The sequence below is a fragment of the Ottowia oryzae genome (assembly GCF_003008535.1).
Classification (GTDB): Bacteria; Pseudomonadota; Gammaproteobacteria; order Burkholderiales; family Burkholderiaceae_C; genus Ottowia; species Ottowia oryzae.
The window spans coordinates 1,787,501-1,806,529 of record NZ_CP027666.1 but is presented as its reverse complement, the minus strand read 5'-3'; the positions used below and the strand labels follow the sequence as shown (position 1 = coordinate 1,806,529).

18 protein-coding genes and 2 rRNA genes (1 of these 20 running past the window's edge) are annotated in these 19,029 nt (G+C 65.0%); 5 read left to right on the top strand and 15 right to left on the bottom strand.

The genetic code is table 11. The features are described 5' to 3' along the window. Positions 1 to 120 precede the first annotated feature (120 nt). The 4 genes from leuD to C6570_RS08380 all read right to left on the bottom strand — a co-directional run bounded on the left by leuD (position 121) and on the right by C6570_RS08380 (position 3,589). On the bottom strand, positions 121 to 765 hold the full coding sequence (gene leuD, locus C6570_RS08395; RefSeq protein ID WP_106702800.1) for a 3-isopropylmalate dehydratase small subunit: 645 nt from the start codon (positions 763 to 765) through the stop codon (positions 121 to 123). A 73-nt stretch (positions 766 to 838) separates the two neighbouring features. Beyond that, on the bottom strand, positions 839 to 1,033 hold the full coding sequence (locus tag C6570_RS08390) for a pyrrolo-quinoline quinone (RefSeq protein WP_106702799.1): 195 nt from the start codon (positions 1,031 to 1,033) through the stop codon (positions 839 to 841). Between the two features lie 66 nt (positions 1,034 to 1,099). Continuing rightward, positions 1,100 to 2,554: a 3-isopropylmalate dehydratase large subunit gene (leuC, locus tag C6570_RS08385; RefSeq protein WP_106702798.1), complete on the bottom strand. Its 1,455-nt coding sequence runs from the start codon at positions 2,552 to 2,554 to the stop codon at positions 1,100 to 1,102. A 45-nt stretch (positions 2,555 to 2,599) separates the two neighbouring features. Beyond that, positions 2,600 to 3,589, bottom strand: coding sequence for a LysR substrate-binding domain-containing protein (locus tag C6570_RS08380; RefSeq protein ID WP_106704597.1), 990 nt, complete (start codon positions 3,587 to 3,589; stop codon positions 2,600 to 2,602). A gap of 418 nt (positions 3,590 to 4,007) precedes the next feature. Here C6570_RS08380 and C6570_RS08375 point away from each other — a divergent pair, with 418 nt between their 5' ends. Both C6570_RS08375 and C6570_RS08370 read left to right on the top strand, forming a co-directional pair. Then, positions 4,008 to 5,216, top strand: a complete 1,209-nt coding sequence (locus tag C6570_RS08375) for an acyl-CoA dehydrogenase family protein (protein ID WP_106702797.1) — start codon at positions 4,008 to 4,010, stop codon at positions 5,214 to 5,216. An 18-nt stretch (positions 5,217 to 5,234) separates the two neighbouring features. Next, on the top strand, positions 5,235 to 6,350 hold the full coding sequence (locus C6570_RS08370; RefSeq protein WP_106702796.1) for an acyl-CoA dehydrogenase family protein: 1,116 nt from the start codon (positions 5,235 to 5,237) through the stop codon (positions 6,348 to 6,350). Between the two features lie 108 nt (positions 6,351 to 6,458). Here the strand turns inward: C6570_RS08370 and C6570_RS08365 are convergent, their stop codons facing one another. Then, a complete protein-coding gene (locus C6570_RS08365) occupies positions 6,459 to 7,190 on the bottom strand; it encodes an OmpW/AlkL family protein (protein WP_106702795.1) in 732 nt (243 codons plus the stop codon). A 300-nt stretch (positions 7,191 to 7,490) separates the two neighbouring features. On the opposite strand from C6570_RS08365, the gene mdtD reads away from it, so the two are divergent. Continuing rightward, complete coding sequence (gene mdtD / locus C6570_RS08360) at positions 7,491 to 8,924, top strand: multidrug transporter subunit MdtD (RefSeq protein WP_106702794.1); 1,434 nt, start codon at positions 7,491 to 7,493, stop codon at positions 8,922 to 8,924. Between the two features lie 94 nt (positions 8,925 to 9,018). On the opposite strand, the gene C6570_RS08355 is transcribed toward mdtD, so the two are convergent. Then, entirely contained in the window at positions 9,019 to 9,603 is a 585-nt protein-coding gene (locus C6570_RS08355) for a P-loop nucleotide/nucleoside kinase family protein (protein ID WP_106702793.1), read from the bottom strand. Between the two features lie 70 nt (positions 9,604 to 9,673). After that, entirely contained in the window at positions 9,674 to 10,231 is a 558-nt protein-coding gene (locus tag C6570_RS08350; protein WP_106702792.1) for an HNH endonuclease, read from the bottom strand. A 281-nt stretch (positions 10,232 to 10,512) separates the two neighbouring features. Between C6570_RS08350 and C6570_RS08345 the strand changes: the two genes are divergently transcribed. Beyond that, positions 10,513 to 11,364 (top strand): enoyl-CoA hydratase-related protein, encoded by an 852-nt coding sequence (locus C6570_RS08345; RefSeq protein WP_106702791.1) that lies wholly within the window; start codon positions 10,513 to 10,515, stop codon positions 11,362 to 11,364. Between the two features lie 62 nt (positions 11,365 to 11,426). Here the strand turns inward: C6570_RS08345 and queF are convergent, their stop codons facing one another. The 4 genes from queF to yaaA form a co-directional block, all read right to left on the bottom strand. Further along, positions 11,427 to 12,281: an NADPH-dependent 7-cyano-7-deazaguanine reductase QueF gene (gene queF / locus C6570_RS08340; protein ID WP_106704596.1), complete on the bottom strand. Its 855-nt coding sequence runs from the start codon at positions 12,279 to 12,281 to the stop codon at positions 11,427 to 11,429. 10 nt (positions 12,282 to 12,291) lie between these two features. Beyond that, positions 12,292 to 13,200: an alpha/beta fold hydrolase gene (locus C6570_RS08335; protein WP_106702790.1), complete on the bottom strand. Its 909-nt coding sequence runs from the start codon at positions 13,198 to 13,200 to the stop codon at positions 12,292 to 12,294. 67 nt (positions 13,201 to 13,267) lie between these two features. Then, complete coding sequence (locus C6570_RS08330; protein WP_106702789.1) at positions 13,268 to 14,116, bottom strand: 2OG-Fe(II) oxygenase; 849 nt, start codon at positions 14,114 to 14,116, stop codon at positions 13,268 to 13,270. Positions 14,117 to 14,120: 4 nt separating this feature from the next. Beyond that, the gene (gene yaaA / locus C6570_RS08325; protein ID WP_106702788.1) at positions 14,121 to 14,894 is read right to left on the bottom strand and encodes a peroxide stress protein YaaA; all 774 of its coding nucleotides are present in this window, start codon (positions 14,892 to 14,894) and stop codon (positions 14,121 to 14,123) included. Between yaaA and C6570_RS08320 the strand changes: the two genes are divergently transcribed. Then, positions 14,893 to 15,603 carry a pseudouridine synthase gene (locus C6570_RS08320; RefSeq protein ID WP_106702787.1) on the top strand — a complete coding sequence of 237 codons (711 nt, stop codon included), beginning with the start codon at positions 14,893 to 14,895 and terminating at the stop codon, positions 15,601 to 15,603. The genes yaaA and C6570_RS08320 overlap by 2 nt on opposite strands. A 103-nt stretch (positions 15,604 to 15,706) precedes the next feature. Here the strand turns inward: C6570_RS08320 and C6570_RS08315 are convergent, their stop codons facing one another. The 4 genes from C6570_RS08315 to C6570_RS08300 all read right to left on the bottom strand — a co-directional run. Further along, on the bottom strand, positions 15,707 to 16,522 hold the full coding sequence (locus C6570_RS08315) for a hypothetical protein (RefSeq protein ID WP_106702786.1): 816 nt from the start codon (positions 16,520 to 16,522) through the stop codon (positions 15,707 to 15,709). 255 nt (positions 16,523 to 16,777) lie between these two features. Beyond that, positions 16,778 to 17,548, bottom strand: coding sequence for a 3-hydroxybutyrate dehydrogenase (locus C6570_RS08310; protein WP_106704595.1), 771 nt, complete (start codon positions 17,546 to 17,548; stop codon positions 16,778 to 16,780). A gap of 238 nt (positions 17,549 to 17,786) precedes the next feature. Further along, positions 17,787 to 17,899, bottom strand: a 5S ribosomal RNA gene (gene rrf, locus C6570_RS08305). A 110-nt stretch (positions 17,900 to 18,009) separates the two neighbouring features. After that, positions 18,010 to 19,029 (bottom strand): 23S ribosomal RNA (locus C6570_RS08300) (it continues 1,847 nt past the right edge of the window).

Below are 19,029 nucleotides of genomic sequence, written 5' to 3'. Positions count from 1 at the left end.
TCCCACCGTGGCACCCAAACCAGCAAACGCGGTGCCCGCACCCGCGCCGGGACTCGCGTTGTCCCCCTTCCCGCGCAGCGGCAAAGAAGGGGGAAGCCGCGCCAGCGGCTCAGGGGGATGTCACAAGCTATGCGCCAGCCAAGGCTTGGTGGCCAGGCGGTTGGCCTCGAACGCCTTGATCTTGTCTTGCTGGCGCAGCGTGAGGCCGATGTCGTCAAAGCCGTTGAGCAGGCAGTATTTGCGAAACGGCTGCACGTCAAAAGGCAGCTCGGCGCCGTCGGGCTTGACGATCACCTGGCGAGGCAGATCGACCGTGAGCTCATAGCCCGGGAAGGCGGCCACTTCGTCGAACAGCTGGGCGATCACGCTGCCCTCCAGCAAGATGGGCAGCACGCCGTTCTTGAAGCAGTTGTTGAAGAAGATGTCGGCAAAGCTGGGCGCCAGGATGGCGCGAAAGCCGTATTGCTGCAGCGCCCAGGGGGCATGCTCGCGGCTGGAGCCGCAGCCAAAGTTCTTGCGCGCCAGCAGCACGCTGGCCCCCGCGTAGCGCGGCAGGTTCAGCACGAATTCGGGGTTGGGCTTGCGGCTGGCCGGGTCCATGCCGGGCTCGCCGTGATCCAGGTAGCGCCACTCGTCAAAGAGGTTGGGGCCAAAGCCGGTCTTGCGGATCGACTTGAGGAATTGCTTGGGAATGATGGCGTCGGTGTCGACGTTTTCCCGGTCCATGGGGGCCACGAGGCCCTGGTGTACGGTGAACTTTTCCATGATGCCTTGGGTTGAAAGATCCTGAAATCGCCACCGTACGCGCACCCACCGTGGGGTGCGCGAAGCAGGTGGCTTACTTGCCGGTTTCCTTGACTTTTTCGCCGGCTTTCTCGATGCCGTCACCGGCTTTTTCCAAACCGGTGCCCACCGCGTTGGTCACGGTGCCGGTGTTCTTCCTGGTGTCCTGCTTGGCGCCACTCCAGGTGTTGCCGCAGCCGCTCAGGGCGACGACGGCAGAAACCAGCAGCAGGGGAACGATGCGTTGCATGAGAAGCTCCTTGTAATAAATAGTACAGAGGCCCTCAGCGTATCAAATTCCCCGGCGTTTGGCGCGTCAGACAAAACGCCGAACGTCGACGAAGTGCCCGTGCACGGCCGCCGCCGCCGCCATGGCGGGGCTGACCAGGTGGGTGCGCCCGCCATTGCCCTGGCGGCCTTCGAAGTTGCGGTTGCTGGTGCTGGCGCAACGCTCGCCGGGCTCCAGCCGGTCGGCGTTCATGGCCAGGCACATGCTGCAGCCGGGTTCGCGCCATTCAAAGCCGGCGGCGGTGAAGATCTTGTCCAGCCCCTCGGCCTCGGCCTGCTTCTTGACCAGGCCCGAGCCCGGCACCACCAGCGCCTGCTTGACGTTGCCCGCCACTTTCTGGCCCAGCTTCTTGACCACGGCGGCGGCTTCGCGCATGTCCTCGATGCGGCTGTTGGTGCAGCTGCCGATGAACACCTTGTCGATGTGCACGTCGGCCAGTGCCTTGTTGGGCTCCAGCCCCATGTAGGTCAGCGCGCGTTCGATGGCGCCGCGCTTGTTCGCGTCTTTTTCCTTGTCCGGGTCGGGCACGCGGCCGTCGATGCCCAGCACCATCTCGGGGCTGGTGCCCCAGGTGACTTGGGGCACGATCTGTGCGGCATCCAGCTCGACCACGGTGTCGAATTTGGCATCGGGGTCGGAGTGCAGCGTCTTCCAGTAGGCGACGGCCTGATCCCACTCGGGGCCGCCGACGAACTTGCCGCTGGCGGCATCGGTGCCGGGCGCGAGCAGGCGGCCTTTCACGTATTCGATGGTCTTGTCGTCCACGGCGACCAGGCCGGCGCGGGCGCCGGCTTCAATCGCCATGTTGCACACCGTCATGCGGCCTTCCATGCTCAGGGCGCGGATGGCGTCGCCGGCAAATTCAATCGTGTAGCCCGTGCCGCCGGCGGTGCCGATCTTGCCGATGATGGCCAGCACGATGTCCTTGGCGGTCACGCCCGGCGCGGCCCGGCCGTTCACGCGGATCAGCATGTTCTTGGCCTTCTTGGCCAGCAGCGTCTGCGTGGCCATGACGTGCTCGACCTCGCTGGTGCCGATGCCGTGCGCCAGCGCGCCGAAGGCGCCGTGCGTGCTGGTGTGGCTGTCGCCGCAGACCACGGTCATGCCGGGCAGCGTGGCACCGTTCTCGGGCCCGATCACGTGCACGATGCCCTGGCGCTGGTGCAGGAAGGGGAAGAAAGCCGCGGCGCCGCTTTCTCGGATGTTGGCGTCGAGCGTGGTGACCTGCTCCTTGCTGATCGGGTCGTCAATGCCGTCGTAGCCGCGCTCCCAGCCGGTGGTGGGCGTGTTGTGGTCGGCGGTGGCGACGATGCTGCTCACGCGCCAGACCTTGCGGCCGGCTTCGCGCAGGCCCTCGAACGCCTGCGGGCTGGTGACTTCGTGCACCAGGTGGCGGTCGATGTAGAGGATGGCGGTGCCGTCTTCTTCGGTGTGGACGACGTGTTCGTCCCAGATCTTGTCGTAGAGCGTGCGTGCGGTCATGGCTTCGTTCTTCGTGGGAATGGAAATCGTGGTGGGTAAAAAAGCTCAGGCGGCATGCGCCAGCGGCGGATGTGCTGCCAGCGCGGGCGCGGGCTGTGCCACCAGCGCCGGCGCAGGCTCGGCCCGCAGGTGATCGACCAGCGCCCGCGCAGGCACGGGCAAGGTGGCGAAGTCGCGGGCGATCAGGCGGATGTCGCGCCGCGCCCAGTCGTCTGTCAGGCGCACGGCGTGCAGCGCACCGGCGGCGCGCATCAGCTCAAAGGCGCGCGCGGGCATCACACCCACGCCCAGGCCGTTGTCGATCATGCGGCACATGGCGTCCAGCCCGGTGACGCGAATGCGCAGCCGGATGGTGCGCCCAGCCCGCGCCGCCGCCTGGTGCATGGCCAGCGCGATGGAGCTGCCGGCGTGCAGGCCCACATGGTCGTAGTCCAGTGAATCTACAAAATTGATAGCTGCTTGCGCAGACAGGGCGTGCGCTGCAGGCACGACAAGCACCAAATCGTCCTGGCGGTACGGCAGGGTTTGCAGCGTGGTGCCGCCCGCACTCAGGGCGCTGGCGTTGCAGATGCCCAGGTCGGCCGCGCCCTCTTGTACGGCGCGCACCACGTCGCCCGACAGGTGCTCCTCCAGGTCGATCTTGACCTGCGGGTGCGCGCGCGCAAAGCGGCCCAGGTCGTCCGGCAGAAACTGCACGATGGCCGAAATGCTGGCGTGCACCCGCACATGGCCGCGCACACCGTCGGCGTATTCGCCCAGCTCGGTCTGCATCTTTTCAAGCCCGTAAAGCACGTTGCGCGCGTGGTGCAGCAGGCTTTGGCCGGCGGGGGTCAGATCCACCCCGCGCGCGTGGCGGTACAGCAGCGGGGTGCCCAGCGCCGCCTCCAGGTCGGCCAGACGCTTGCTGACGGCCGAGGCGGCGATGAATTCCCGCTCGGCCGCCTTGCCGATGCTGCCGGCCTCGCACACGGCCACGAACAGCTGAAGGCTGATCAGGTCGATGCGGCGGGCAAAGCTGCGTTCGGAGAGTCTCACGGCGGGCAACGGGGCGTCTTGGTTCAAGAAGTCTTGGCCGGATTTTCCCATCAAATCGACCGGAAGGCATCGTGAATGGCGATGGCCAGCGTGTTAAGTGGGGATGGCTGAGGGGTCTTGGCCCAAGGGCGCCAAGCGCGCCGTCACGCGCCTGTCACTTATGCCCAGCCGCTGTGGGCTGAGCTGTTGAAAACTTCAGGGACAAGTCTGGCAGGCGGCGCCAGCGTTGGGCTGGCGGGCGATGCCTATTCTTTAAGCAATCCGTCGCCGTGGGGGAAGTGGCTCGCCCTGGATCGTGCCGAAGGCGCAGAAAACGGGCCTGCGGGCTCGGTGCGCCGACTTGGCGCGCCACTGTCGCCGGCCGGACGCAAGATGGCGAGCGAGCGTGCTACAACCACAGGCTGAGGAGACGACTGTTATGGATTTGGCATTCACCCCTGAAGAACTGGCTTTCCGGGACGAGATCCGCAGCTGGGTCAAGCAAAACCTGCCGGCGGATATTTCCACCAAAGTGCTTCAGGCCCAGCGCCTGACGCGCGACGACATGCAGCGCTGGGCCAAGATCCTGGGCAAGCAGGGCTGGTTGGGCTACGGATGGCCCAAGCAGTTCGGCGGCCCTGGCTGGACGGCCGTGCAAAAGCACCTCTTTGAAGAGGAATGCGCCATGGCGGGCGCGCCGCGCATCGTGCCTTTTGGCCCGGTGATGGTGGCGCCGGTGATCATGGCCTACGGCACGCCCGAGCAGCAAAAGCGCTTCCTGCCCGGCATCGGCAGCGGCGAAGTGTGGTGGAGCCAGGGCTACAGCGAGCCCGGCTCCGGCTCTGACCTGGCTTCGGTGCGCACCCGCGCCGAGCGCCAGGGCGACAAATACATCGTCAACGGCCAGAAAACCTGGACCACGCTGGGCCAGTTTGGCGACTGGATGTTCAACCTGGTGCGCACCAGCACCGAGGGCAAACCGCAGACCGGCATCAGCTTCTTGCTGATCGACATGAAGTCGCCCGGCGTGAGCGTGCGCCCCATCAAGCTGCTGGATGGCGAGCCTGAGGTGAACGACGTGTTCTTCGACAACGTCGAAGTGCCGGTAGAGAACCTGATTGGCGAAGAAAACAAGGGCTGGACGTACGCCAAGCACTTGCTGAGCCACGAGCGCACCAACATCGCCGACGTGAACCGCGCCAAGCGCGAGCTGGAGCGCCTCAAACGCATCGCCAAGGCCGAAGGCCTGTGGGGCGACCAGCGCTTTCGCGACCAGATCGCGCTGCTGGAAGTGGACATCGTTGCACTGGAAATGCTGGTGCTGCGCGTACTGTCGGCCGAAAAGAGCGGCAAGAACTCGCTGGACATCGCCGGCCTGCTCAAGATCAAGGGCAGCGAAATCCAGCAGCGCTACACCGAGCTGATGATGCTGGCCGCTGGCCCCTACAGCCTGCCCTACATCTGGGAGGCGATGGAAGCCGGCTGGCAAGGCGATCAGGCTGCGGTGGCGGCACTCAAGGGCTTTCCTGGCGGCGAAGTCGCCAACGCCACACTCGCGCCCAACTACTTCAACATGCGCAAGACGACGATTTACGGCGGCAGCAACGAAGTGCAGCGCAACATCGTTGCGCAAACCGTGCTGGGCTGAACGCAGGAGACACACAACATGGATTTCGATTTCTCCGACGACCAGCAGGCCCTGCGCGACGCGGTGGCCAAGTGGGTTGAAAAAAGCTATGGCTTCGAGCGCCGCCAGCGCATCGTGGCCGCAGGCGGCTTTGACCGCGCGGTGTACAACGAACTGGCCGAACTGGGCCTGACCGGCATCTACATCAGCGAAGACCACGGCGGCCTGGGCATGGGCCCGGTGGAAGCCATGGTGGTGCTCGAAGAGCTGGGCAAGGGCATCGTGATGGAGCCGCTGATCCAGGCCTTCGTGACCAGCGCCGCCATCGGCGCCTATGGCAACGAGGCCGTCCAAGCCCAGTGGCTGCCCAAGATCGCCAGCGGCGAGGCGCTGGTGGTGCTGGCCCACCAAGAGCGCAAGGCGCGCTACCGCCTGGACGTGTGCGAAGCCAAAGCCACCCAGGCCGGCGCCGGCTATGCGGTAACAGCTATCAAAAACATAGTTCCCGCTGGCGACCAGGCCGACGCCTTCCTGGTGCCCGCCATGCTGGAAGGCCAGCTGGCCCTGTTCCTGGTGGAACGCGGCGCGGCGGGCGTGCACACGCGCGGCTACCTCACGCAGGACGAATCCCGCGCCGCCGACGTGCAGCTGGACAACGCGCCTGCCACCCTGGTCACCACCAATGGCCTGGCCGCGCTGAGCTACGCGGTGGACGTGGGCATCGCCTGCGTGTGCGCTGATGGCGTAGGCACGATGGAGCGCTTTCTGTCGATGACGGTGGATTACATGAACCAGCGCAAGCAGTTCGGCGTGACCATCGCCAGCTTCCAGGCGCTGCGCCACCGCGTGTCGGACATGAAGATGCAGCTGGAGCTGGCCCGCAGCATGAGCTACTACGCCACGCTGAAGCTGGGCGCGGACGAAGCCGAACGCCGCCAGGCGCTGTCGCGCGCCAAGGTGCAGCTGGGTCAATCTCTGCGCTTCGTCGGCCAGCAAGGCGTGCAGCTGCACGGCGGCATTGGCGTAACCGACGAATACGCCGGCAGCCACTACTTCAAGCACCTGACCCAGCTGGAAATGACCTACGGCGACACCTTGCACCACCTGGGCGAGGTGAATGAGCGCATGACCGAAAGCGCAGGCGTGTTCGCCTGACCCGGCTGCAACGGCTGTCGGCCGGCCACAAAAAAGCCCGCGCACTGCGCGGGCTTTTTGATGCCTGTGAGGGCAACCCACCGAGTGGGTCGCACCCCGAAAGGGCCGTCAGAACTTGTAGGTCAGGTACAGGAAGGGCACGATCGGGTCGAGGCGCACGCGGGTCTGAGAAACCGCCACCGTGTTGCCACCGACACTGGTAGTCAGCGTAGCCTTGGTCTTCATAGGGATGTAGGAGACCGAGAACGTCATGCCCAGGTTTTTGGTAAACGCGTAGTTCACACCCACGTTCAGCACCGGGGCAAACTTGCTGCCGATCTTGGCCGTTGTAGTGGACATACCGGGGGGCATGCCCAGCGCGCCGCCCAGGGCGTTCTGCAGGCCGCTGTCCAGGCGCACGCTGCTGAACTTGGAGTAGGTCACCCCCAGACCGGCTGAGAAGCGCAGCTTGTCATCGGCGTTGCCGAAGAAGTACTTGCCCAGCAACGTCGGTGCGTACAGGCGGGCGCTGCCCAGTTGGCCCAGCGGGGCCAACGTACCGGCGCCGTCCAGCTTGATGCGTGGCGGCACGCCCAGCACGCCTTCCACCGCCCAGTTGTCGGTGACGAAGTAGTGCAGGTTCATGCCCAGCGTGACGGCGTTTTTCACGTCGGCACCAGAGCCGGGCAACTCACGATCAACGGGGCTGACGAAGCGCAGCGGCGTTGTCTTGTCTTGCGGCAGGTAGCCCAGCGCGCCTGCGCCGAACACCCAGTCGCCAGCTTTCTGGGCCTGGGCCGAACCGGCGCAAACGAGCATGGTGGCGGCGATCAGGCCGGCTTGGAAAGTGGTGCGTTTCATCGATGTCTCCTTGTGGGTAATGCTTGTCCAATGACCGAAGCCAGCATACTGCGCGGCCGCCGCGGTGTCGACGCATGCTACCCCCAGTGTGGATATAAAAGCACAGTCGTTCGAATCTACAAGTCAGGCGAATGCCACGCGCTGGGCCCAGCGCGGCTAGGACAGCCCGCGCGCGCCGGCGCCCGGCCCGTGCCCGGCATCTCCAAAGACCGCGCTGGGCTGGCAGCGGCCCGGGGGCGCCCGAGCGCCCAACGGAGTGCGCCGCTATCATGGCCGCGCGCTATCCGGCGCTTCTGACGCATGAATACTGAGACCAGCGCCCCCTCTTCTCGACTGCTGCTGTGGCTGGTCGCCATCGGCTTTTTCATGCAGACGCTGGACGCCACCATCGTCAACACCGCCTTGCCGGCGATGGCGCGCAGCCTGGGCAAAAGCCCGCTGCGCATGCAGGCGGTGGTGGTGTCGTATGCACTGGCGATGGCCACGGTGATTCCGGCCACGGGCTGGCTGGCCGACCGATTTGGCACGCGGCGCGTCTTCATGCTGGCCATCGTGCTGTTCGCCCTGGGCTCGGGCGCCTGCGCCATGTCGCGCACGCTGACCGAGCTGACCGCCTCGCGCATCCTGCAAGGCACGGGCGGCGCCATGCTGCTGCCGGTGGGGCGCCTGACGGTGCTGCGCGCCTTTCCGCGCGAAAAATTCCTGGAGGCGATGAGCTTCGTTGCCATCCCGGGCCTGATTGGGCCGCTGGTCGGGCCCACGCTGGGCGGCTGGTTGGTGCAGTACGCCTCCTGGCACTGGATCTTCCTGATCAACCTTCCCGTGGCCGCGGTGGGCCTGTGGACCACGCTGCGCTTCATGCCCGACTTTCGCGGCAGCGACCTGACGCGCTTCGACCTCTCGGGTTACGTGATGCTGGTGGTGGCCATGCTGGCGATTTCCATCGCGCTGGATGGCGTGGGCTCGCTCGGGCTGCAGCACGCGGTGGTGGTGGCCTTGCTGATGATGGGGCTGGCCGCGCTGGCGGCGTATTGGCTGCACGCGCTGCGCACGCCGGCGCCGCTGTTTCCGCCCAGCCTGTTCAAGATCCAGACCTTCCGCGTGGGGCTGCTGGGCAACCTGTTTGCGCGCATCGGCTCAGGCGCCATGCCGTACATGATTCCCCTGCTCATGCAGCTGGCCATGGGCTACAGCCCGTCGCACGCGGGCATGCTGATGCTGCCCATGGCGCTGGCGGGCATGGGCATGAAGCGGGTGGTGACGCGCATCGTGGTGCGCCTGGGCTACCGGCGCGTGCTGGTGTTCAACACGCTGGCGCTGGGCCTGATGATCGCCAGCTTCGCGCTGATGACGCCCTCGCAGCCGCTGTGGCTGCGCATCCTGCAGCTGGCGGCGTTTGGCGCCGTCAATTCGATGCAGTTCACGGCGATGAACACCGTCACGCTCAAGGATTTGGGGCCCGGCCACGCGTCCAGCGGCAACAGCCTGATGTCGATGGTGCAGATGCTGGGCATGAGCCTGGGCGTGAGCGTGGCCGCCGCGCTGCTGAGCACTTTCTCAGGCTGGTTTGGCGCGGTGGACGCGGGGCCGCAGGCCGTGTCGGTGTTTCGCGGGGCGCTGGTCACGATCGGCGTGCTGACGATGACCTCGGCCGCCATCTTCTGGCAGCTGGCCGACGACAGCCACCGCGTGCCCGAGCGCGCCGACACGGCAGACCCTGGCCAGGCGAGCTGATTCGCGCGACGTGCCGGACGCGCCAAATACTATTGTTTTGATAGCTGCCAGCGCTGGCTGCAACTGCGCCAGAGCCTGATTTGGCTCTTGGCGCTTAGTTTGAACCCAGCAGGTCCGCCAGCAGCGCATCCACCTGCGCGGGCGTGGCGCCGGTGTTGTCGAACAGCGTCAGCTCCGGGTAGTCCGCCGGATCTGGCATGAACAGGCGGGTGCGGTAGTCGCCCCAATGCGCCAGCTTCCATGCGTCGTTGGGGTTGGCCCGGGCGGTGATGCGGCGGCGCGCTTCGGCCTCGTCCAGATGCACCCAGACCACGCGCACGGTGACGTCGCCTTCCACGCCCAGCCAGGCGCGGTCGGTCAGCAAGTGGGCACGAATCTCGCGCGACAGCGGCCCCACCACGATCACGTTCACGCCCAGGGCCAGGTTTTCGCGCGCGGTGGCCATCAGGCCGGCGTATTCCGGCTCGCGCAGGTTTTGCAGGTAGGTGGGGCTGTCGCGGTCGTTCGGGTCGCCCGTCAGCGCGCGCATCACCGCTGCGCTGTAGCCGCCGTACAGCGTGTCTTTGTCCAGCAGGCAGAAAGATTCACCGGTGCGCGCCATCAGCGGCGCAATGAGCTGCTTGGCCAGCGTGGTCTTGCCAGTGCCCGCGTGGCCGCAGAAAAAGAGGAGTCGAGGCATGCGCCGCAGTATGCCCGCGGCGGCGCGCGCGCTCGGCGGGGGCCAGTTGCGGCGTGATGCGCCGCACGCGCTAGGCGTACAGGCGCGAGGATTTGGGCAGGTGCGCCATCAGAAACTCCATCTGGTCGGCCAGGATGCGCCGGTTGCGCAGGATGAAGTCTTCCCACAGCGTGGGCACGTACGGGGTGTACAGCAGCGGCATGTGCGCCTGCTCGGGCGTGCGGTCGCTCTTGCGGTGGTTGCAGGCGCGGCAGGCCGTCACCACGTTCATCCAGCCGTCGCGGCCGTTTTGCGCAAAAGGGATGATGTGCTCGCGCGTTAAATCGGCCTCGGCAAACTCGTCGCCGCAGTAGGCGCAGATGTTGCGGTCGCGCGCAAACAGCTTGGCGTTGGTCAACCCCGGACGCAGGTCGAAGGGGTTGATGCCGGGCACGCCCTTGGTGCCGATGATGCTGTTGACGGTGATGATCGACTGCTCGCCCGTGCGCCCGTTGTGACCACCCCGGAACGTGGCCACCGTCTGGCCGACTTCCCAGCGCACTTCTTCCGCCGCGTAATGAATAACCGCCTGTTCCAGCGAAATCCACGATTGCGGCAAACCCTGTGCCGATAGCTTGAGCACCTTCACACAACGCCCCCAATTCAAGGAAACCATGTTGGTGTGGCCCGCGTTGCCAGCGCCTGGCCGCTCTGTGCGCCACCGCATCGGGCAGCGCCAAACCCCAATATAGCCTGTTTTGATGGCAGATTTATGGCTTTGGCGCCCGCACCATCTGCGCGAGCCGCTACAAAAACTATAACGATACGTCGCCCGCACCGCGCCAGCGCCGCACCAACGCTGCGCCCACCCCGTCACCCGCGCGACGGCGCACCCTGCCCGCAGCGCCACCGTTGCCCTACATTGGCGCCATGACCGACACCGCCCTGCCCCCATTGACGCGCTTTGCCCTGACGCTGGACAAGCACGTCGCGCACCTTCGCCTGAACCGCCCCGAGCGCATGAACAGCATGGACCCGGTGTTCTGGGGCGAGCTGGATCGCACGCTCAAGCACCTGCACCGCAGCGGCGAAGCGCGCGCGCTGGTCATCTCGGGCGAGGGCAAGCACTTTTGCGCGGGCATGGACCTGGCCGTGTTCCAGGGCAGCCTGCAGCTGGACGACCAGACCGCCGAGGGCCGCGCCGCCGTGTTCGACCTGCTGGGCGACATGCAGGCCACTTTCTCCCTGCTGGAATCGCTGCGCATGCCGGTGATCTTCGCCATCCAGGGCGCCTGCGTGGGCGGCGCGGTGGACCTGGTGACGGCCGGCTGCATCCGCTACGCCACGGCCGACGCGTTCTTCTGCGTGCAGGAAATCAACATCGGCATGGTGGCCGACGTGGGCACGCTGCAGCGCCTGCCCAAGCTGCTGCCGATGGCGCTGGTCAAAGAGCTGGCCTACACCGGCCGCCGCCTGAGCGCCGCCAAGGCGGCGGCGCACGGGCTGGTCAACGACGTGTTCGACACGCCCGAGGCTTGCCTGGCTGCCGCGCTGCAATGCGCCCAGGAAATCGCCGCCAAGCCGCCCGTGGCCATTTGGGGCACCAAGCAGGTGCTGCACTACGCGCGCGACCACAGCGTGGAAGACAGCCTGCGCCAGATGGGCTGGCTACAGGGCGCGGTTTGGAGCACGCGCAACGTGCAGGAATCGGTGAAGGCGATGAAGGAAAAGCGGGCGGGTGAATTCCCGCCGCTGGTTGATCTCAAGTACTTCGGCGAATGATTCAACGCCCGGCGCAAGCGGCCAAGGCGGGGCGTCAGCCGCGCGCGCCGTAACGGCCGCGCTTACTGCCGCGCCGTGCGCACATTCGGCGGCAGTGCGCCGGGGTGGCTGGTCCGCCAGGGGTTGATGTCCAGGCCGCCGCGGCGTGTGTAGCGGGCGTACACCGTCAGCTTAGTGGGCCGGCAGCGCTGCCAGATGTCGGTGAACATGCGCTCCACACAGTGCTCGTGAAAATCGCTGTGGTTGCGAAAGCTGATGATGTAGCGCAGCAGGCCAGCCTGGTCGATCTGCGGGCCGGCGTAGCGGATTTGCGCGCTGGCCCAGTCGGGCTGGCCGGTCACCGGGCAATTGCTTTTCAGCAGCTGGCTGGTCAGCGTTTCTTCTACGGGCTGCTCGTCGAAAGCGGCGGTCAGCAGATCGGGCGCGGGCTGGTAGCGGTCGCAATCGACGTCCAAACGGTCGAGGCTGAGGCCATCCAGCTCGTGGATGGGCTCGCGGTCAAAGTCGGCCGGCAACACCAGGCGCACGCTGGCCGACGACTGCACGGCACCGCCTTGCCACAGGGCGGCGCTGACGTCGGCCTGAATGCGCTGGCGCACTTCCTGTTCACTGGCGAACGCGGTGCCGTTGAAGCTGTTCAGGTACAGCTTGAAGGACTTGCTTTCGACGATGTGCGTGGTTTCGCACGGCACCATGATGTGGGCGACGGCCACCTGCGGTTTGCCGCGCGCGTTCAGCCACGACAGCTCAAACGCCGTCCACAAGTCGGCGCCAAAAAACGGCGGCTGCGAGCCGATGCCCAGGCTGGCGCGCTGCGGCGCGCGGGGGATGGGGAACAGCAGCGCCGCGTCGTACTGGTCGGCGTAGCCGCTGGCTTTGCCCAGCAGTGAATCTTGCGGGGTGTGCGGTGAAGTCATGCGAACGCCTTCAAGCTGCCTGCGCATCGACCGACTGCAGGAAGGGCAGCAGGTGCGCCAGCGCGCGGCGGAGGATTTCCGGGTGGGGCGCGGGGGCCAGGTCATGCGCCATGTCGGGCACCACGGCCAGCTGCGCGCCGGGGATGCGGCGCGCCGTGTCTTGCGCGCCGTCCAGCGGCACCAGCGGATCGTCGGCGCCGTGCAGCACCAGCGTGGGTGTGCGGATGTGCGCCAGCTGCTCGGCGCGGCCCGTGTCGGTCAGGATGGCGGCCAATTGCCGCATTGTGGCGGCCGTATTGGGCGGGTGGCGCGCCGCGGTGGCGCGAAACACCGCCTGCAGCGATTCGTCGGTGGGCGCAAAGCGCTGGCTGCTGATCGCCCTGAGAAAGCGCGTGTAGAAGGCCATCAGCGCGGCTTCGTCCTTGGCGCCGGGGCGGGCCATGAACAGCCGCAGCACGTGGCCTTGCGGGCGCGACAGCCCACGCGCCCGGCTGCTGCCCATCACCGAGCTGAGGCTGATCGCCCGCTGCGGCGCGGCCAGCGCCACGCGCTGCGCGATCATGGCGCCCATGCTGAGGCCCACGATGTGCGCGCGCTGCACGCCCAGCGCATCGAGCACGCCCAAGGCGTCGGCCGCCATGTCGGCAAGCGCGTACGGCGCCCGCGGCTTGGCGCCCAGCCAGGCGCGCAACGCAATCCAGGGAATGGCGGGCGCGCCGTGCTGCGTGAAGTGCGTGGACAGCCCGCTGTCGCGGTTGTCGAAGCGGATCACGCGGTAGCCCGCATCCACCAGCGATTGCACCAGCGCGGCGGGCCAGTGGATCAGCTGGCCGCCCAGGCCCATCACCAACAGCACGGGCGTGCCGCTGCCGCCGGTGTCTTCCACCTCAATTTGAAGGCCGTTTGCTTCAATTTTCATAGCTTCCAGCGCTGGTGGCACCTGCGCCAGAGGGCCAATTCACTCAGAATGGGATGCGCGTGCGGTTTCAAACGAACTCGCGCTCGCGCAGCCATTTGGTGGCGATCCACTTCTCGCCCGCCGTCACCGGCGCGCCGCCGTGCAGCGTGCGAGTGGACGGGTCGGCCCGGTCGTAGCTGAAGAACACCGCGTTGCCACGCTTGGGCGCCACGGTGAGCTGCACGTCGGGGAAGACCGTGCCGCCGCCGTTATCGGGCTCGCTGAGGTACATGACCACTGTGCCCACGCGCTGGCCGCCGCGTTGCAGGATGGTGGGCGTGCCGGGCTCGGCCGGGTCGAAGTAGTCGTAGTGCGGCTTGTATTCGGTGCCGGGCACGTACTGCAGCACCTGGATGCCTTCGCCGTTCACCTCGGGCCAGTTGACCAGCTTGGCGATGCGCGCGTCGATGCGGCGCACCAAGTCGCTCTCGCCGCGCTGGAAGAACATGCCCTGGCTGGTGCGATCAGCGTTGATTTCTTCGCCGCCGGTCTTGGTCGCCACGGTGAGCGAGCGGCGCAGGCGCGGGCGGGCAGCTTCCATCAGCGCATCGCATTCTTCGTCGCTGAGCAAGCCGCCGAACACGACGATGCGGGGCGCCGCCATCACGCTGAGCACCGCCACCTGGCGATCGCCACCGTCCAGGTACAAGGGTGCGTTGGCCACATCGGGCTCGGGCACCGGCACAGCGGGCGGCAGGTTGGGCTGGGCCGACTGCGCCTCCAGGTGGCCGCGCAGGGTGGTTTCCATCGCGTCGACGGCCACGTCTTCGTCCCAGCCTGAGGCCTTCATGGATTGCAACACCGATTCGGCGCTGTGCCCGGCCTGGGCCTGCGCAATGATCCAGCTGCGGAGTTCGGGGGTGATTTGTTGGCTCATGGCGTCACTGCTTGCGCCGGAAGACCAGGCGCTCGGGGGTGGAAACGGCGGGGGCCAGTGCGTAGCCTTCCAGGTCGAAGCCTTCCAGCCCGCCCGGGTGGGTGATGCGGTGCTGCGCCGCGTAACGCGCCATCAGGCCGCGCGCGCGCTTGGCGTAGATGCCAATCACCTTGTACTGGCCGTCTTTTTCATTCTCGAACACGCAATCGATCACCCGCGCCTTGATGGCCTTGCGCTGCACCGCCTTGAAATACTCTTGCGACGCCAGGTTGACCAAGACCGGGGTGGTTTCTGCGGCCAGGCGGCGGTTGAAATACGCGGTCAGCCGGTCGCCCCAGAATTCGTAGAGGTTGGCGCCGCGGTCGGTCTTGAGCGCCGTGCCCATCTCCAGCCGGTAGGGCTGCATCCAGTCCAGCGGGCGCAGCACGCCGTACAGGCCGCTCAAGATGCAAAGGTGCGCCTGCAGCCATTCCAGCTCAGCGGGCGACAGGCTGCGCGCCTGCAAGCCGCCGTACACGTCGCCGTTGAAGGCCAGCACCGCCTGGCGCGAATTGCTGGCCGTGAAGCGCGGGCGCCAGGCCGCATAACGCGCCACGTTAAGCGCCGACAGCGGGTCGCTCAGGTGCATCAACTGCGCCACCTGCTGCGGCGAATAGGCGCGCAGCACGTCGATCAGTTCGGCCGCGGGCTTGGCAAACTCCGGGCTGGTGTGCGGCACCGCTTCGGGCAGCGGGCTTTCATAGTCCAGCGCTTTGGCCGGAGACAATACAAAGAGCATGCTGCCGATTTTGTACCAAGACGCGCACCTGATCGCCATCGACAAGCCAGCCGGCCTGTTGGTGCACCGCACCGGCCTGGACGCGGGTGAGACGCGCTTTGCCGTTCAACTGCTGCGCGACCAGATCGGCCAGCCGGTCTGGCCCGTTCACCGACTGGACAAAGGCACCAGCGGCGTGCTGCTTTTCGCGCTTGACGCAGATACAGCCAGCGCCACCAGCTCTCTTTTTGCTAGCAACGGGATCCGCAAGCGCTACCTGGCCATGGTGCGCGGCTGGCCGCCCGAAGCTGGGCGCATCGACCATCCGCTGAAACGGATGCTGGACGATGCTCGCCGCACCAGCAGCGCCACCGAGGTGCAGGATGCCGTCACGCATTTCCAGCGTTTATCGACGTACGCCCTGCCCATCCCCTATGGCGCTTTCAGCCAGACGCGGTGCGCCCTGGTCGCGCTGATGCCCGACACCGGGCGCCGTCACCAGCTGCGGCGGCATTGCAAGCACCTGTCGCACCCCATCCTGGGCGATGCCACCCACGGCAAAGGGCCACTCAACCGCGACGTCGCCAATTGGGTGGGCATGCAGCGCCTGTGGCTGCACGCGCAATCGCTGCAACTGCCTCATCCGTGGCGCGCCGAGATTATTGAGATCGATGCTGCCTGCGGGCCAGAGTGGCAGCGCTGGAATGCGGCCCGAGTGGACGGAGCTTAGGCTTCAGACATGGCGCTGAGCTGCCAACGCATTGAGGCGGCGCCGGTCGACAGATGGGGCGTCAGCTGAGGAATGATGCGCGCCGCTTGGGACCCGCCGCAGGTCAAAAACTGGTTTCACGGCCCGCCAGAACGAATTCATACAGCAGCACGCTGAAACCGCTGGGCGTGTAATCCAGCGTGCAATCCAGCAGCATCGGTACCTCGCGCTCGGGCAACAAGCGGCTGACACGCATGGCCACACGCAGCGTCACGTCCTCACCCGCCACCGCATAGGTGTGGCCCAGGCCTTGCGCCAGGTAAAGGAGCACATCAACGTCGTGGCGCACGTCGCCGCTGGTCTCGATCAGCTGGGTGGCCGCGTCGGTGGCGAGCGCCATCAACACCTGCGTCATGTAGATCTGCGCCGCCAGGGCGGACCGCTGGGGCATGTGCTCGGCGTCGATCCCGTTGACCACCGCAGCCAGCTGCCCCTTCTTGAAACCGCGACGGGGCGGCTCATCCGCCGCAAGCTCATCGTCCTTGTGGCCGGCCAGTGCGGCGAAGTTTGGCGGAGGCACATCGGCCAGTGCCGTCAGCTGATCCAGGGACATGCGTGGCACGGAGGCGGGTATGTCCAGCGACGGTAGAGTCGCGTCGATCGTACTGGCCAGAAACTGCGTCGGCGGTGGCAAATCGGGCTCGGCCAAGTCGCTGAAGGCTGCCGCTGCGGGCGGTCGCGCCGGGCCGGGTTGCAACACGATCAAACCGCGGCGTCTCAGGTGTTCGACATCGACACCCACGCTTTCGCCGAACAGATCGACCAGGTCCGCCATCGACCGATTGCCGTTGAACAGCACCATGACCTGACGTTCACGCAGGCTCAGCGCCGCGCGCTCACGCAACGCAGCTTTACCTTCGTGGGTCTTCTGATAGAACATAGGGAACGTCAAGTGAGTCGCGGATTGTAAATAAGACGCGCCTCGCCTGGCTATCTTCTGAGGCCCAGGAAAACCATAACGCCCGGCCAAGCCGTGACATTTAGTCGACCGGCGTTGCGTGCCGCGCGACAGCGCTATTCATAGCGTTCGGTTGTGCCACCGCGCGTGCAATGCCAACCGGTAACGCTATATATTACGCAGCAGGAAGCGCACATCCCGACTGCGCCAGCCGGGATTTCTATCAATTGATCCGGTTTACTGAGCGCTCCAGCCGCCATCGGACGCCCAGGACTGCCCCGTCACGTTGTCCGTGGCAGGCGAGCAGAAGAACACCGCCAGTCCACCCAGCTGCTCTGGCGTGGTGAACTTCAAGGACGGCTCCTTCTCCTGAAGCAACTCACGCGTGGCGTCTTCCGCGCTGATCTTCTCCCGCGCAGCGCGATCGTCGATCTGCTTTTGCACCAAAGGGGTCAACACCCAGCCCGGACAAATGGCATTGCAGGTCACCCCGGTCTTGGCCGTCTCGAGTGCCACGGTTTTCGTCAGTCCGACCAAACCATGCTTGGCTGCAACATAAGCGGACTTACCCGCTGACGCCACCAGCCCGTGGACGGACGCGATGTTGATGATCCGTCCCCACTTCTGCCGCTGCATGTGGGGAAGCGCCAAGCGCGTCGTGTGAAAGGCTGAAGAGAGGTTGATGGCAATAATCGCGTCCCAGCGCTCCGTCGGAAAATCCTCAACGTTGGACACGAACTGGATGCCGGCATTGTTCACCAGCACATCGACACCGCCGAAAGCGGCCGTAGCCGAGTTCATCATGTCCTCGATCTCGGCCGGTTTGGACATGTCAGCGCCGTGGTACTCGACCTTGACACCCTGCGCGGAGATCTGCGCCTTGGCACCGTCCACGTCACCAAACCCATTCATGACGATGTTTGCGCCCTGTTTGGCCAGCTCAATAGCGATGCCCAAGCCGATGCCGCTGGTAGACCCAGTCACCAGGGCGGTTTTTCCTTGAAGAATCACGGATGCTCCTACATGCAGAGTTGAAGGTACTCAGCATCATAGCGCTCAGGGGTGTTCACCGCGCGACGAGACGACGAGCACCAAGACGACCTGTGTCGTAGAGCGACTGGCCAAAACGCAATCAATTCGCAGCCGGTCACAATTGAAACATTGAACACGGGCATCAGACGGCGGATTTTCACCCCCAAAAGCAAAACGCCCAGTCATTGCTGACTGGGCGTTTGCTGCTGTAATAGCCTGACGATGTCCTACTTTCACACGGGAATCCGCACTATCATTGGCGCTAAGGCGTTTCACTGTCCTGTTCGGGATGGGAAGGAGTGGTACCACCTTGCTATGGTCATCAGGCATAACTTTTTGCCGGCCTGACTAGGTCAGGGCGACGAATTCATAGAGTGAATCAGTTTGTTTTGATTGGCGTCACTTGGCATAACACCTGATCGATTGATCAAAGTTATAGGGTCAAGCCGCACGAGCAATTAGTACTGGTTAGCTTAATGCATTACTGCACTTCCACACCCAGCCTATCAACGTCCTGGTCTTGAACGACTCTTTAGGGGGCTCAAGGCCCCGGCAGATCTCATCTTGAAACGAGTTTCCCGCTTAGATGCTTTCAGCGGTTATCTCTTCCGCACTTAGCTACCCTGCGATGCCACGGGCGTGACAACAGGTACACCAGAGGTGCGTCCACTCCGGTCCTCTCGTACTAGGAGCAGGCTTTCTCAAATCTGCAGCGCCCACGGAAGATAGGGACCAAACTGTCTCACGACGTTTTGAACCCAGCTCACGTACCTCTTTAAATGGCGAACAGCCATACCCTTGGGACCGGCTACAGCCCCAGGATGAGATGAGCCGACATCGAGGTGCCAAACACCGCCGTCGATATGAACTCTTGGGCGGTATCAGCCTGTTATCCCCAGAGTACCTTTTATCCGTTGAGCGATGGCCCTTCCATACAGAACCACCGGATCACTATGTCCTGCTTTCGCATCTGCTCGACTTGTCAGTCTCGCAGTTAAGCACGCTTATGCCATTGCACTATCGTCACGATGTCCGACCGTAACTAGCGTACCTTCGAACTCCTCCGTTACACTTTGGGAGGAGACCGCCCCAGTCAAACTGCCTACCATGCACTGTCCCCGATCCCGATAAGGGACCTAGGTTAGAACCTCAAACACACCAGGGTGGTATTTCAACGTTGGCTCCATGCGATCTAGCGACCACACTTCAAAGCCTCCCACCTATCCTACACAGATCTGTTCAAAGTCCAATACAAAGCTACAGTAAAGGTTCATGGGGTCTTTCCGTCTTTCCGCGGGGAGATTGCATCATCACAAACATTTCAACTTCGCTGAGTCTCTGGAGGAGACAGTGTGGCCATCGTTACGCCATTCGTGCAGGTCGGAACTTACCCGACAAGGAATTTCGCTACCTTAGGACCGTTATAGTTACGGCCGCCGTTTACTGGGACTTCGATC

What these genes read in the sequence shown, in the direction of transcription:
- leuD (WP_106702800.1), bottom strand. Translation starts at nt 765, where the DNA reads ATGGAAAAGTTCACCGTACACCAGGGCCTCGTGGCCCCCATGGACCGG.
- C6570_RS08365 (WP_106702795.1), bottom strand. Translation starts at nt 7,190, where the DNA reads ATGAAACGCACCACTTTCCAAGCCGGCCTGATCGCCGCCACCATGCTC.
- leuC (WP_106702798.1), bottom strand. Translation starts at nt 2,554, where the DNA reads ATGACCGCACGCACGCTCTACGACAAGATCTGGGACGAACACGTCGTC.
- yaaA (WP_106702788.1), bottom strand. Translation starts at nt 14,894, where the DNA reads ATGCTCTTTGTATTGTCTCCGGCCAAAGCGCTGGACTATGAAAGCCCG.
- C6570_RS08375 (WP_106702797.1), top strand. Translation starts at nt 4,008, where the DNA reads ATGGATTTGGCATTCACCCCTGAAGAACTGGCTTTCCGGGACGAGATC.
- C6570_RS08315 (WP_106702786.1), bottom strand. Translation starts at nt 16,522, where the DNA reads ATGTTCTATCAGAAGACCCACGAAGGTAAAGCTGCGTTGCGTGAGCGC.
- C6570_RS08320 (WP_106702787.1), top strand. Translation starts at nt 14,893, where the DNA reads ATGCTGCCGATTTTGTACCAAGACGCGCACCTGATCGCCATCGACAAG.
- C6570_RS08335 (WP_106702790.1), bottom strand. Translation starts at nt 13,200, where the DNA reads ATGAAAATTGAAGCAAACGGCCTTCAAATTGAGGTGGAAGACACCGGC.
- C6570_RS08355 (WP_106702793.1), bottom strand. Translation starts at nt 9,603, where the DNA reads ATGCCTCGACTCCTCTTTTTCTGCGGCCACGCGGGCACTGGCAAGACC.
- mdtD (WP_106702794.1), top strand. Translation starts at nt 7,491, where the DNA reads ATGAATACTGAGACCAGCGCCCCCTCTTCTCGACTGCTGCTGTGGCTG.
- C6570_RS08370 (WP_106702796.1), top strand. Translation starts at nt 5,235, where the DNA reads ATGGATTTCGATTTCTCCGACGACCAGCAGGCCCTGCGCGACGCGGTG.
- C6570_RS08330 (WP_106702789.1), bottom strand. Translation starts at nt 14,116, where the DNA reads ATGAGCCAACAAATCACCCCCGAACTCCGCAGCTGGATCATTGCGCAG.
- queF (WP_106704596.1), bottom strand. Translation starts at nt 12,281, where the DNA reads ATGACTTCACCGCACACCCCGCAAGATTCACTGCTGGGCAAAGCCAGC.
- C6570_RS08390 (WP_106702799.1), bottom strand. Translation starts at nt 1,033, where the DNA reads ATGCAACGCATCGTTCCCCTGCTGCTGGTTTCTGCCGTCGTCGCCCTG.
- C6570_RS08345 (WP_106702791.1), top strand. Translation starts at nt 10,513, where the DNA reads ATGACCGACACCGCCCTGCCCCCATTGACGCGCTTTGCCCTGACGCTG.